Source organism: Sphingomonas sp. NCPPB 2930, assembly GCF_042867205.1.
Classification (GTDB): domain Bacteria; phylum Pseudomonadota; class Alphaproteobacteria; order Sphingomonadales; family Sphingomonadaceae; genus Sphingomonas.
Window position 1 is genome coordinate 92,174 of sequence record NZ_JBHZQU010000010.1, and the last position, 12,720, is coordinate 104,893.

The window sequence follows — 12,720 nt, forward strand, 5'->3', positions numbered from 1 at the left end:
ACATTTGGTGCCGAGCGAAATTTTTTACGCTGAGCCGGAACTTTCGCCGAATCGATGGAACCAAGCGATCAACCGATAGGGGGAAGGGCAGAAAAATGGCCCCTTCCCTGCTATCTAGGAGTCGCGGGAATTCTGGGGTTTGAAGGATCATAATGCTCGAAAATCTGGACGCTGCGCCGGGTCGGCGCGCGCTGTTGAAGAACGCGCTGGTGTTGGCCGGGGCGCTCGCGGTTCCGGGTGCGGCAACGGCCCGGGGTCGCCTGACCGCGGGGGATCTCCGCCCACTTCGCCAGCCGCCGGTTCCGAAACATCCCACGCTGCCCGGTGCGCCCGATCCGATTCCGGCGCAGCCGATCCTGGCCTCGTCGCGGGTGGTGCGTCCGGAACTGCTGCGCGCGGCGATGGCGTCGCTGCAACGGCATAACGGGCGGATCGGCCAGCGCGACCGGATGGCGATCGTCGACTTCGCGGTCGGCTCGTCCGAACCGCGCCTCCACCTGATCGATCTGGTCAGCGGCAAGAGCCAGTCGCTGCTCGTCTCGCACGGCAGCGGGTCGGACCCGTCGCACAGCGGCTATCTCCAGCGCTTCTCGAATGCGTTCAACTCGAACGCCAGCAGCGAGGGCGCCTTCCTGACCGACGATTATTATGTCGGCAAGCATGGCCGGTCGCAGCGTCTGGTCGGGCTCGATCCGACCAACGACAATGCGCTGGGCCGTGCGATCGTGATCCACTCCGCCTGGTACGCCAATCGCGACATGATCCGCACCCATGGAATGCTGGGCCGCAGCCAGGGCTGCTTCGCGGTCGGCGAGAGCGACCTGGACCGGGTGTTCGCAAACCTGGGCCCCGGCCGGATGATCTACGCCGCGAAGGTGTAAATCCAATCCTCCCCAAGCTTTGCTTGGGGAGGGGGACCGCCGCGAAGCGGTGGTGGAGAGGCAGGGGCGTTCCCGGCAGGGTGACACCCCTCCGTCATCGCTGACGCGATGCCACCTCCCCTTGCAGGGGAGGAAGGGAAACGACATTGCGATCCCCGATGGCGGGGGTTAAGCCCCCGATCCTCATGGTCCAGCCGCTCATCATCGCCGTCCCCAAGGGACGCATCCTGGCCGAGGCGCTGCCGCTGCTCGCCGCCGCCGGCATCCGGCCCGAACCGGCCTTCACCGACAAGGACAGCCGCGCGCTGCGCTTCGCGACCGATGTCCCCGGCATCGAGCTGATCCGCGTCCGCGCCTTCGACGTCGCCACCTTTGTCGCGCATGGCGCGGCACAGCTGGGCATCGTCGGATCGGACGTGCTGTCCGAATTCGGCTATTCCGAGCTGTACGCGCCCGTCGACCTGAAGATCGGCCATTGCCGCATCTCGGTCGCCGAGCCCGTCGCGATGGCGGAGGGCGACGATCCGCGCGGGTGGAGCCATGTCCGCGTCGCGACCAAATATCCGCATATCACTAGCCGCCACTTCGCCGCGCGGGGCGTGCAGGCCGAGTGCGTCAAGCTGAACGGCGCGATGGAGCTGGCCCCGACGCTGGGCCTGGCACCGCGCATCGTCGACTTGGTGTCGTCGGGCCGCACGCTGAAGGAAAACGGGCTGGTCGAGGTGGAGGTGATCGAGGAGGTCACCTCGCGCCTGGTCGTCAACCGCGCCGCGATGAAGACGCGCAGCGCCGTGGTGCCGCTGGTCGAGGCATTCCGCCGCGCGGTGGCCGAGAGGGAAGCGGCATGATCCGGCTGAACACGCAAGAATCGGGCTTTGCCGCCGCGTTCGACGAACTGGTCGATGCCCGGCGCGAGAGCGATGCCGATGTCGCGCGCGACGTGCAGGTGATCCTGCGTGCGGTCCGCGACGATGGCGAGGCGGCGGTGGCAGCCTTCACCAAGCAGTTTGACGGCCATGACCTGAGCGAAACGGGCTGGCGGATCGAACCGACCGACTGTCGCGCCGCCTATGACGCGCTGGAGCCCGAACTGCGCGCCGCGCTCGACCTCGCCGCCGCGCGCATCCGCGCCTATCACGAAAAGCAGAAGCCGACCGACACCGACTATGTCGATGCACAGGGCGTGCGGCTGGGTGCGCGCTGGACGGCGGTGGATGCGGCGGGAATCTATGTCCCCGGCGGACGCGCGGCCTATCCCTCCTCGTTGCTGATGAACGCGATTCCGGCCAAGGTGGCCGGTGTCGAGCGGCTGGTGATGGTCACGCCGACGCCCAAGGGCGAGATCAACCATCTCGTCCTCGCCGCCGCGCATCTGGCGGGCGTGGACGAGGTCTGGCGGGTCGGCGGCGCACAGGCGGTGGGCGCGCTGGCCTACGGCGCCGGGCGCATCCAGCGGGTCGATGTCGTCACCGGGCCCGGCAATGCCTGGGTCGCGGAGGCCAAGCGCCAGGTCTATGGCATGGTCGGCATCGACATGGTGGCGGGCCCGTCCGAGATCGTCGTCGTCGCCGACGGCCGGAACGATCCCGACTGGATCGCCGCCGACCTGCTGAGCCAGGCCGAGCACGACACCGTCACCCAGTCGATCCTGTTCACCGACGATGCCGACTTCGCGACCCGCGTGGCCGAAGCCGTCGACCGGCAGATTCCCGAACTGGCGACCGCCAGCGTCGCGCGCACCGCCTGGGATGCGAATGGCGCGATCATCGTGGTCGATTCGCTGGAGGCCGCGATGCCGCTGGTCGACCGGCTCGCGCCCGAGCATCTCGAACTGGCGGTGGACGATCCGCAGGCCCTGTTCGACCGGCTGCGCCATGCGGGCTCGGTGTTCCTGGGCCGCCATACCCCCGAAGCGATCGGCGATTATGTCGCCGGGCCGAACCATGTCCTGCCCACGGGGCGCCGCGCGCGCTTCGCCAGCGGGCTGTCGGTGCTCGACTTCATGAAGCGGACCAGCTTCCTGGGCCTGACCGAGACGGCGCTGGCCGAACTCGGCCCCGCGACGGTCGCGCTGGCGCATGCCGAGGGGCTTCCGGCGCACGCCAAGTCGGTGGCGCTGCGGTTGCGGCTCAACCGATGATCGTCACGCCCGCCACGCCGGAGCATCGGGAAGGATGGCTGGCGTTGCGGGGGGCGCTCTGGGGCGAGGAGGCGGGCGATCCAGCGGAACTGCCCGAGGGTGACGGCAATTTCCTCACCTTGCTGGACGGCCGGGTGATCGGCTTTGCCGAGGCGGCGGTGCGGCGGGATTACGTCAATGGATGCGACGGCTCGCCGGTGCTGTTTCTCGAAGGGCTGTATGTCGATCCGGGCCATCGCCGCCAAGGGGTGGCCGGGGCGCTGGTCGCGGCGGTGGCGGATTGGGGCCGGGCGCAGGATTGTGCCGAGTTTGCGTCAGACGCCGAGCTGGCCAATATCGACTCGCATGCGATGCACCACGCGCTGGGGTTCGTCGAGACCGAGCGGGTGGTCTATTTCCGCCGGGAATTGTGAGGGTTTCGGCCCTTGGCCTTCGACTTCGCTCAGGCTGAACGGGGCTTGGTATCCAGCCCAGTTCCCGAACCTCCGTTCAGCCTGAGCGAAGTCGAAGGCCACGTCCCACCCCGCCCCTCCCAAAATACGTGACGAATTGGCGACAGCCCGGTAAAGGCCCGCCAATGACTCGTCCCACCGCCCGTACCCAGGCGCGCGCCGCCGCGCGCCTTGCCGCCGTTCAGGCGCTTTACCAGCACGACATGGAACAAACGCCGCTGGCCACGCTGCTCCACGAATTCCACAATCACCGCATCGGCGCGACCATCGAGGATGTCGAATATGCCGATGCCGACATCGATTTTTTCGACGACATCGTGAAGGGCGTGCATGCCCGCCTGGGCGAGATCGACCGGGCGATCGAGGACAAGCTGGCCAAGGGATGGTCGCTGAACCGCCTCGACAAGCCGATGAAGGCGATCCTGCGCGCCGGGACCTATGAACTGCTCGCGCGGCACGACGTGCCGGTCGGCGCGGTCATCAGCGAATATGTCGACGTCGCCCACGCCTTTTACGAAAAGCGCGAATCGGGCTTCGTCAACGGCCTGCTCGACGCGATCGCCAAGATCGCACGGGCCTGAAGCCCCACCCGCCCCGATGACCGAGGCGGAGTTCATCGCCGCGTTGCGCCGGATGCCGCTGCATCCCGGCGCGCGCGGGCTGATCGACGACAGCGCGGTGCTGACCGCCGCGCCGCTGGTCGTCACCACCGATACGCTGGTCGAGGGGGTGCATTTCCTGCCCCATGACCCGCCCGCCGATGTGGCGTGGAAGCTGGTCGCGACCAACCTGTCCGACCTCGCCGCCAAGGGGGCGCTGGTCGAGGGCGTCCTGCTCAACTATCCGCTGGGCGACGCCGCCTGGGACCGCGCGTTCCTCGCCGGGCTCGACGCCGTGCTGACCCGGTTCGAGGCCCGGCTGATCGGCGGCGACACGGTGACGATGCGCGGGCCGCGCACGCTGACGCTGACCGCCTTCGGCCGCGACGCCGCCGCTCCGTCGCGCGACGGGGCCAAGGCGGGGGACGGTCTGTGGGTCACCGGGACGATCGGCGATGCCGGACTGGGCCTCGCGATCGCGATGAAGGGCGATGGCCCCACCACCCTGCGCGACGCCTATCGCCGCCCCGTCCCGCGCCTGACCGAAGGCCGCGCGCTGGGCCCCGTGGTTCATGCGATGATGGACGTGTCGGACGGCCTGCTGATCGACGCGATGCGCATGGCGGGCGCGAGCGGGCTGGCGGTGGCGATCGACCTCGACTCGGTTCCGCTCTCCGCCGAGGCACGCACCCATGGCGGCGAGGATCGCACCGCCCGGCTGGCCGCGGCGACCGCGGGCGACGATTACGAACTCCTTTTCGCCCTGCCCCCCGACACCCCGCCCCCCGCCCCCGCGACGCGGGTCGGCCAGTTCGGTCCGGGCGAAGGCCTACGCCTGTTCGACGCTGGCGGCCCGGTTGCCCTGCCCGCACGGCTTGGGTTCCAGCATGATACGGCGCGATAACGACCTGCCGCCTCCACCTTGCCGAAGGCGTCCCGCAACCCCATATCCGGGGTAGATTCGGCGCGCCTTTCCTTTTGGGGCCATTGCGGCTATGGCGGCGCCTCTTCGACATACCCTATAACACGACGAACCGAGGTATTTTTTGGCCAAGGAAGAACTGCTCGAGATGCGCGGCCGCGTGGTGGAACTCCTCCCCAACGCGATGTTCCGCGTCCAGCTCGAGAATGATCACGAGATCCTGGGGCATACGGCAGGCAAGATGCGCAAGAACCGCATCCGCGTGCTGGTCGGCGACGAAGTGCTCGTCGAACTGACGCCGTACGACCTGACCAAGGGCCGGATCACCTACCGCTTCAAGTGAGCGACCGGCCCCATATGCCGCTCGTCCTTGCATCCTCCTCCCCGCGCCGCCGCGATCTGCTGGCGCGGCTGGGAGTCGTGCCCGACCGAGTCGCCTCCCCCGATATCGACGAAGCGCCGCGCGCCGCCGAGCTTCCCCGCGTCTATGCGCTGCGGCTGGCGGTGGAAAAGGCGCAGGCCGTCGAGCGTGCCGAGGGCGAGATCGTCGTCGCGGGCGACACCACTATCGCGCTGGGCCGCCGCATCCTGCCCCCCGCCGAGACCGAGGCGGTGCAGCGCAAGCTGCTGCGCCTGATGTCCGGGCGGCGGCATCATGCGCTGTCGGCGGTGTGCGTGATCGACGCGACCGGCAAGGCGCGCACCCGGCTGGCCGACATCATCGTCGCGTTCAAGCCGCTGTCCGAGGACGAGATCGACGCCTATGTCGCGTGCGGCGAAGGACTGGGCAAGGCGGGCGGCTATGCCATCCAGGGCCGCGCCGAGGCGTTCGTCCGCTTCCTGCAAGGGTCGCATTCGGGCGTGATCGGCCTGCCGCTGTTCGAGACCCGCGCCCTGTTGAAAGCCGCCGGGCTGCCGCTTGTCTGAATGGCTCTATGAGGCCGGGATCGGCGAGGCGCGCGCCGCGCTGGTCGCCGATGGCCGCATCGTCCAGGCCGCGATCGAGCTGACCGGCACCCTGACCGTCGGCACGGTGGCCGAAGGGCGGCTGGTCGAACTGCTCCCCGGTCGACAGGGCCGGGTGACGCTGGCGGGCGGCGGCGAGGTGCTGCTGTCGCCGGTGCCCAGGGGGATGACGCAAGGCTCCGCGCTGACCGTCATCGTCACGCGCGAGGCGATCCCCGAGCGCGGCCGCGCCAAGCTGCCCAAGGCGCAACAGGCCCCCGACGATGCGACGCCCGCACCCGGCCCCGATCTGCGCGCCCGCATCGCCGCCACCGGCCTGCCGGTCCGCGAATTGCGCGCGCATCAGGCGGACGATCTGGAAGCGGCGGGCTGGTCCGAACTGCTCGACGAGGCGGTGACGGGGGAGATCGGCTTTGGCGCGGGCGTGCTGCGGATGACGCCGACCCCGGCGATGACGCTGTTCGATGTCGACGGTTCGCCCCCGCACGAGCCGCTGGCGATCGCGGCGGCGCGTGCGGTGGCCGGGGCGATCCTGCGCCACGGCATTGGCGGGTCGATCGGGATCGACTTTCCCACGCTGGAGGGCAAGGCGCCGCGCCAAGCGGTGGCGGAGGCGCTGGATGCCGCGCTCCCCCTTCCCTTCGAGCGGACGGCGGTCAACGGTTTCGGCTTCCTCCAGATCGTGCGCCCGCGCCCGCGTGCCTCGATCCCCGAGCGGCTGGGGATCGACCCCGTCGGCGCCCGCGCCCGCGCGATCCTGCGCCAATGGGAGCGCGAGCCGCCCGGCCCGGCGATGGTCCACCGGCTCCCCGGCCCCCTTTACGATCGATTGATGGCCCAGCCCGACTGGCGCGACGAATGCGCGCGCCGCACGGGTCGCCCGCTGCAACTGGAACGCGCATGACCACCTGCCCCATCTGCGACAAGCCGACCGCCGCCGACCACGCCCCCTTCTGCTCGCGCGGCTGCAAGGACCGCGACCTGCTGCAATGGCTGGGCGAGGGTTATCGCATTCCGGTCAAAGAAAATGACGAAGAGGGGCTGGACACGGGGCAAAGCCACCCGTAAAGGCACGCCTCCAATCGCAATCGCGGTGTGGGCCCAAGTAGCTCAGTTGGTAGAGCATGCGACTGAAAATCGCAGTGTCGGTGGTTCGATCCCGCCCTTGGGCACCATTTTTCTGACATCGATGGTGTTTTGACGGTTCGCTTCTTGCGGGCTGTTTTTTCGTGGCTGGCGTTGACCCATGGCCTTCGACTTCGTTCAGGCTGAACGGATGTTTGCAGATAGGACCTGATCCTACGCCCCGTTCAGCCTGAGCGAAGTCGAAGGCCACGCCAACACCACTCCCCTCCCGCAGGCGGGAGGGGCTGGGGGAGGGCAAGGGGTCTCACCGAGTAGGCAGCCCGCGACTCTCCCCCCTCACGGATAGCTGACGGTCTTCGGAATCTCCGGAATCTCGATCCGCTCGGCATCGTCCCCCGGCACGGTCGGAAACTCCCGCGCACGCCAGGCCCGCTTGGCCTCCTCGATCCGTTCGCGGCGCGAGGAGACGAAGTTCCACCACACATGGCGCGGCGTGGTGAAGGCATCGCCGCCGCACAGCATCACCCGCCCGCCCGATCCGGACCGCAGCGTCGCGGCGATCCCCGGCTTCAGGATGTAGAGCCGCTGCGGCTCCAGCCGCATCCCCTCCAGGCTCGCCTCGCCCAGCGCGCAATAGACCGCGCGTTCCTCGGCCGACGCATCGATGGGCACGCTCCCGCCCGGCTCCAGCGCGATGTCGGCATAGATGGTGCCCGCATAGGTGGTCGTCGGCGCGCGCTCTCCCCACAGCTCGCCCATGATGACCCGCGCGGTCGCGCCCTGCCCCGCGATCACCGGCAGCGCCTCGGCGCCGATATGCTCGAAGGCGGGGTCGATCTCCTCCTGCGCTTCGGGCAGCGCCAGCCAAGTCTGGATGCCCGACAGGATCGACCCCTGCGGCCGCGTCTCGCCGGGCGAGCGTTCGGAATGCACGATGCCGTGCCCGGCGGTCATCAGATTCACCGCCCCCGGCTCGATCACCAGGTCGGTGCCCAGCGAATCGCGGTGCCCCAGCGCGCCGTCGAACAGATAGGTCACGGTCGACAGGTTGATATGCGGATGCGGCCGCACGTCGATCCCCGATCCGGGCGCCAGCTGCGCCGGGCCCATCTGGTCGAAGAACAGGAAGGGGCCGACCATCGTCCGCTCCTTGTTGGGCAGCGTCCGGTGCACCTTGAACCCGCCCAGGTCGTGGGTGGAGGGTTGCAGCGTACGCAGCAGGAAATCGTCAAACATGGGTCGCCTCCGTGGCGTCGAGCAGCTCGATCAGGTCGGTCGGGAAATAGGGTTCGGCGTGCGCGGCCAGTTCGTCGCGGGTGAACCAGCGCCAGCTCTGCATGACCTGCTGTTCGAGCGCCGTATGGCCCGCGCCCGTCACCTCATGCGCGTCGATGTCGACGCGGAAATAGCGTTCGTCGGCATCCACCTCGACCCCCTCGATGGTGCGGAATTCGACCTGCCGCCGCGCGACCTGCGGCCCGCAATCGCGGTCGAGCCCGGTTTCCTCCAGCAGCTCGCGGCGCGCGGCGTCCTCATAGCTCTCGCCCGGATCGACCGCGCCGCCCGGCGTGCACCAGAAGGGCGGACGATCGCCGGGGGTGAAGCGGAACATCAGCGTCCGGCCCGCCCCATCCACCAGGAGGATGCGCGCGGCGGGACGGGGCAAGCGGGTCATTCGGCATCAAGCTCCGGATAATGGCGGAAGATTCCGTCTTCATTGAACGCCTGTCGCCGGTCGCTGTCCAGATAGGCGGCGATGCCGGGCAGGGTCTTCACACGGTCGTGCAAGCCGATCAGCGCGGGATAGTCGCGCTCGACCGCCGCCATCCGTTTCGGGAACATGTAGCGCAGGCCCGCGACCAGCTGGAACAGCGAGGTGTCGACCGGCGACCAGCGCCCGCCCGCCATCCAGTCGCGCGGCCCCAGCGCATCCTCGAAATAGCCGAGGAATTTGGGGAGCCGCTCGCCCCGAAACTGCGCGGCGGCGCGCGCGGCCTCGGGCTTCTGCTCGTGATAATAGGCGCCGGCCGCGACCGGGTGATGGACGTTGTGCACCTCGGCGACCATGTCGCTGATCGTCAGTTGCAGCTGGTGGAGCCAGACACGCTCGGGCGCGGGCGCCAAGTCGTGCCGCTCGGTCAGCCAGTGGAGGATGTTGGCGACCTGCGCGATCGCCTGTCCCCCGGCGCGCAGATAGGGCGGCGCGAATGGCAGGCGGCTGCCCTTGCGCATGTCGGTGAGCAGCGCCTCCGCCCCCTCCTCCACGCCCCTGTCGCGATAGGGCAGACCTGCGGCCTCCAGCGTCAGCCGGACGAACTCGCCGCGTCCCGGCAGGCCGGGCCAGTACCACAGGTCATAGGGCATGGGCTTATTCTCCGGGCGCCTTCGCGCTGATCGCCAGCGCATGGATACGCTCGGACAACAGATCGGCCAGCGCGTGGTTCACCCGGCGCTGGCGGGCGACGCGCGACTCCCCGGCGAACAGGGGCGATTCGACGATGACGCGAAAATGGCTCTCGCCGGTGCCGTCATCGCCCAGATGGCCGCGATGCATCGCGCTTTCGTTGATGACCTCCAAATGGGTGGGGACCAGCGCCTGCGTCAGGCGGGCGGTGATCTGGTCGGCGACAGGAGCGGTGGTGATATCGGTCATGGCCCCTATATAGACGGTTTTTCGGGACAAGCGGATAGCCGTGGTACGTCGGTCGAGCAGCGATACCTCCAAGGACAAACCCGGCGCGCGGTTTCACGGCCGGGTCGAAAATACCGGCCGCGCCTGCGACCATGCCGGTTGTGCCGAAGCGGGCGAGTTCCGCGCGCCCCCGCCCGAGGGCACGCGCAGCGGCGACGGACCGGGGCAGTTCCGCTGGTTCTGCCTCGAGCATGTCCGCGCCTTCAACAGCCGGTACAATTTCTTCGAAGGCATGAGCGCCGACGAGATTCATCGTGCGCAACGCCCCTATGCCGGCTGGGAGCGCGAGACGCGCGCCTTTGCGCAAGGCGGCACCGATCCGGGGCCGCGCTGGGCCGATTTCTCCGACCCGCTCGACGCCATCGCCGCGCGCTATCGCCGCGAGGCCGCGCCCGAACGCAGCGACGGCAAGCCGCTGTCGGGGCAGGATCGCGAAAGCCTGAAGGTGCTGGGGCTGGAGGCGAATGCGGATCGCAGCGCGCTACGGCGACGGTATAGCGAACTGGTGCGACGCTATCATCCCGACCGCAATGGCGGCGACCGGAGCCATGAGGGACGGTTGCAAAAGGTGATCGCGGCCTATCAGCAGCTCCGCCAGGCCCCGGCGTTCGCCTGAACCCCTTATTTCTCCCCTGCAAGGGCAGAAGCGGGTGGAAGGGTGTTACCCTTTCGATAGCGGGACACCCCTCCGTCAGGCCTGCGGCCTGCCACCTCCCCTTGCAGGGGAGGAATTTAGGGCGGATCGCCATTCAGCGATGCCTTCCCTCGCCCCTCGCAGAGGGGAGAGGGTTGCGCAGACTTGGTCTTTGCGAGAGCAAAGGCCTAGTCGGAGCTGGGTGAGGGGTGGGCGCTCGCCTCGCGAGCGCGCGAGCCGTTAGGCTCGCTCAACCCCTCACCCAAGCTGCGCTAGCCAGCAGGCTGGCAAGCTTCGCTAACCCTCTCCCCTGTCCAGGGGAGAGGGAAGAAGACGCAATCCTGAATGTCGATCCGCCCTGATTACCTCCGCGGCCCGACCAACCCGAATCGCGCGCCCTGCGGGTCCAGCGCCGACAGCGAATAATCGCCGCCGGGAATTTCCATCGGCCCGAGCGCGATCGTGCCGCCATGCTCGGTCACGCGCGCCGCCGCGGCATCGATATCGTCCACCGCGAAGTAGAAATGCCATCCCGGCACGCCCCCCGGCGGGCATCCCATCAGCGCGCCCAGCACCACCGGCCCATCGGCCAGGAAGCGATATTCGCCCAGTTCGCCCATCGGCATCCCGCCGCGATGGGCCCAGCCGAAATGCCGCTGGAAAAAGGCGAGCGCCCGGTCGGGGTCGCTGGCGATCCGCTCGTTCCACACGACATGCCCGGTCGCGGGGCCGGTGCCATGCTCGACAAAGGCGCGCGACGGGCGCTCCTCCTCCGCCGCCATGATGTAGAAAGGCGCGCCCAGCGGATCGGCGACCAGCGCCATCCGCCCGACGCCCGCCATAGTCCAGGCAGGCATCAGCACCGATCCGCCATCCTCGACGATGGTGGCCAGCGATTCGTCGACATCGACGACCGGCAGATAGCCCAGCCAGACCGGCTTGCCCGCCGCCCCCGGCGGCCGCTGCATCAGGCCGCCGATCGCCTCGCCCTCGGTCGTGGCGAAGATTCGGTAATCCAGGTCGGCGATGCCGCTGTCGCCCACCTGCCATCCGATCACGCCCGCATAAAAGGCCTGCGCCGCCGCCGCATCGTCGGTCAGCAATTCGTACCAGATGAAATTCGCCATCACCCCACCCATCTTATTGCCGATCTCTCAGGGCGTTATGACGCTCCCCGGAGCCGATTCGGCGGCCCGTCGGCTCCCCCGACGATGACGCCCAAGCCCTGCCGACGCAATCGCCGCGACCGGGCCGATCCGCTATCTTCCTGCGATCACCGCCATTGAGTAGGGAGCCGCGCTTGGCCTAAGGCGTTGAGCGACGAGACGAGGGCCTGATGACCAACATCCCGAATACGCTTCCCGACAGCCGCGATACGACGATTCTCGACGCACCCGACAAGATGGTGTCGGTGCGCGACCTGTTCGGCATCGATACCGACATGGAGGTGCCCGCCTTCTCCGAGGCCGACGAGCGCGTCCCCGATCTCGATCCCGCCTATGTGTTCGATCCCGACACGACGCTGGCGATCCTGGCCGGTTTCGCGCACAATCGCCGCGTGATGGTGCAGGGCTATCACGGCACCGGCAAGTCGAGCCATATCGAACAGGTCGCCGCCCGCCTGAACTGGCCGTGCATCCGCATCAACCTGGACGCGCATATCAGCCGTATCGACCTGATCGGCCGCGACGCCATCGTCCTGAAGGACGGGCAGCAGGTGACCGAGTTCCGCGAGGGCCTGCTCCCCTGGGCGCTCCAGACGCCGACCGCGCTCGTCTTCGACGAATATGATGCGGGCCGTCCCGACGTGATGTTCGTGATCCAGCGCGTGCTGGAGACCGAGGGCAAGCTGACCCTGCTCGACCAGAATCGCGTCATCCGCCCCAGCAAGTGGTTCCGCCTGTTCGCCACCGCCAACACCATCGGCCTGGGCGACACCAGCGGCCTGTATCACGGCACGCAGCAGATCAACCAGGGCCAGATGGACCGCTGGAACATCGTGGTGACGCTCAACTATCTGCCCGCCGCGACCGAGGCGCAGATCGTGCTCGCCAAATCGGGCGAATATGACAAGCCCGAGGGCAAGCAGCTGGTCGAGAACATGGTCCGCGTCGCCGACATGACCCGCAAGGGCTTCATCAACGGCGACATCTCGACCGTGATGAGCCCGCGCACGGTCATCACCTGGGCGCAGAACACGCTGATCTTCAACAACGATCCGGGCTTTGCCTTCCGCCTGTCGTTCCTGAACAAGTGCGACGAGAACGAACGCGCGCTGGTCGCGGAATATTATCAGCGCGTATTCGGCAAGGACCTGCCCGAGAGCGTCGTCAGCCGGGCCTGATTCC

At 68.4% G+C, this 12,720-nt stretch carries 17 protein-coding genes and 1 tRNA gene; 13 read left to right on the forward strand and 5 right to left on the reverse strand.

Annotated elements, in window-relative coordinates:
• Positions 1 to 152: 152 nt before the first annotated feature.
• From ACFX59_RS12720 to ACFX59_RS12770, 11 genes are all read left to right on the forward strand, one after another.
• Entirely contained in the window at positions 153 to 881 is a 729-nt protein-coding gene (locus tag ACFX59_RS12720) for a murein L,D-transpeptidase catalytic domain family protein (protein WP_309691769.1), read from the forward strand.
• 185 nt (positions 882 to 1,066) lie between these two features.
• On the forward strand, positions 1,067 to 1,729 hold the full coding sequence (gene hisG, locus ACFX59_RS12725; protein ID WP_261271083.1) for an ATP phosphoribosyltransferase: 663 nt from the start codon (positions 1,067 to 1,069) through the stop codon (positions 1,727 to 1,729).
• Positions 1,726 to 3,021 (forward strand): histidinol dehydrogenase, encoded by a 1,296-nt coding sequence (gene hisD, locus ACFX59_RS12730; protein WP_387432641.1) that lies wholly within the window; start codon positions 1,726 to 1,728, stop codon positions 3,019 to 3,021. The genes hisG and hisD overlap by 4 nt, the downstream gene beginning before the upstream one ends.
• Entirely contained in the window at positions 3,018 to 3,434 is a 417-nt protein-coding gene (gene aac(6') / locus ACFX59_RS12735) for an aminoglycoside 6'-N-acetyltransferase (RefSeq protein WP_387432642.1), read from the forward strand. Before hisD ends, aac(6') begins: the two co-directional genes overlap by 4 nt.
• Before the next feature lie 164 nt (positions 3,435 to 3,598).
• Entirely contained in the window at positions 3,599 to 4,054 is a 456-nt protein-coding gene (gene nusB / locus ACFX59_RS12740) for a transcription antitermination factor NusB (RefSeq protein WP_387432644.1), read from the forward strand.
• A 16-nt stretch (positions 4,055 to 4,070) separates the two neighbouring features.
• Positions 4,071 to 4,976, forward strand: a complete 906-nt coding sequence (gene thiL, locus ACFX59_RS12745) for a thiamine-phosphate kinase (RefSeq protein ID WP_387432646.1) — start codon at positions 4,071 to 4,073, stop codon at positions 4,974 to 4,976.
• Positions 4,977 to 5,118: 142 nt separating this feature from the next.
• Complete coding sequence (infA, locus tag ACFX59_RS12750) at positions 5,119 to 5,337, forward strand: translation initiation factor IF-1 (RefSeq protein WP_007403889.1); 219 nt, start codon at positions 5,119 to 5,121, stop codon at positions 5,335 to 5,337.
• Between the two features lie 14 nt (positions 5,338 to 5,351).
• Entirely contained in the window at positions 5,352 to 5,921 is a 570-nt protein-coding gene (locus tag ACFX59_RS12755) for a Maf family protein (protein WP_387432648.1), read from the forward strand.
• Positions 5,914 to 6,864, forward strand: a complete 951-nt coding sequence (locus ACFX59_RS12760; RefSeq protein ID WP_387432649.1) for a ribonuclease — start codon at positions 5,914 to 5,916, stop codon at positions 6,862 to 6,864. The genes ACFX59_RS12755 and ACFX59_RS12760 overlap by 8 nt, the downstream gene beginning before the upstream one ends.
• Complete coding sequence (locus tag ACFX59_RS12765; protein WP_307102281.1) at positions 6,861 to 7,028, forward strand: DNA gyrase inhibitor YacG; 168 nt, start codon at positions 6,861 to 6,863, stop codon at positions 7,026 to 7,028. Before ACFX59_RS12760 ends, ACFX59_RS12765 begins: the two co-directional genes overlap by 4 nt.
• Before the next feature lie 31 nt (positions 7,029 to 7,059).
• Positions 7,060 to 7,135, forward strand: a tRNA-Phe gene (locus ACFX59_RS12770).
• 247 nt (positions 7,136 to 7,382) lie between these two features.
• On the opposite strand, the gene ACFX59_RS12775 is transcribed toward ACFX59_RS12770, so the two are convergent.
• The 4 genes from ACFX59_RS12775 to ACFX59_RS12790 are packed head-to-tail and all read right to left on the reverse strand — an operon-like array spanning position 7,383 to position 9,699.
• Positions 7,383 to 8,282 carry a pirin family protein gene (locus tag ACFX59_RS12775; RefSeq protein ID WP_387432650.1) on the reverse strand — a complete coding sequence of 300 codons (900 nt, stop codon included), beginning with the start codon at positions 8,280 to 8,282 and terminating at the stop codon, positions 7,383 to 7,385.
• Entirely contained in the window at positions 8,275 to 8,721 is a 447-nt protein-coding gene (locus ACFX59_RS12780; RefSeq protein ID WP_387432652.1) for an NUDIX hydrolase, read from the reverse strand. The genes ACFX59_RS12775 and ACFX59_RS12780 overlap by 8 nt, the downstream gene beginning before the upstream one ends.
• On the reverse strand, positions 8,718 to 9,410 hold the full coding sequence (locus tag ACFX59_RS12785) for a glutathione S-transferase (protein WP_387432654.1): 693 nt from the start codon (positions 9,408 to 9,410) through the stop codon (positions 8,718 to 8,720). Before ACFX59_RS12785 ends, ACFX59_RS12780 begins: the two co-directional genes overlap by 4 nt.
• A gap of 4 nt (positions 9,411 to 9,414) precedes the next feature.
• Positions 9,415 to 9,699 (reverse strand): BolA family protein, encoded by a 285-nt coding sequence (locus ACFX59_RS12790; protein ID WP_387432655.1) that lies wholly within the window; start codon positions 9,697 to 9,699, stop codon positions 9,415 to 9,417.
• Positions 9,700 to 9,739: 40 nt separating this feature from the next.
• On the opposite strand from ACFX59_RS12790, the gene ACFX59_RS12795 reads away from it, so the two are divergent.
• On the forward strand, positions 9,740 to 10,354 hold the full coding sequence (locus tag ACFX59_RS12795; RefSeq protein WP_307102273.1) for a J domain-containing protein: 615 nt from the start codon (positions 9,740 to 9,742) through the stop codon (positions 10,352 to 10,354).
• 380 nt (positions 10,355 to 10,734) lie between these two features.
• On the opposite strand, the gene ACFX59_RS12800 is transcribed toward ACFX59_RS12795, so the two are convergent.
• Positions 10,735 to 11,499, reverse strand: coding sequence for a VOC family protein (locus tag ACFX59_RS12800; protein ID WP_387432657.1), 765 nt, complete (start codon positions 11,497 to 11,499; stop codon positions 10,735 to 10,737).
• Between the two features lie 209 nt (positions 11,500 to 11,708).
• Here ACFX59_RS12800 and cobS point away from each other — a divergent pair, with 209 nt between their 5' ends.
• A complete protein-coding gene (cobS, locus tag ACFX59_RS12805) occupies positions 11,709 to 12,716 on the forward strand; it encodes a cobaltochelatase subunit CobS (protein ID WP_307102269.1) in 1,008 nt (335 codons plus the stop codon).
• Positions 12,717 to 12,720 lie beyond the last annotated feature (4 nt).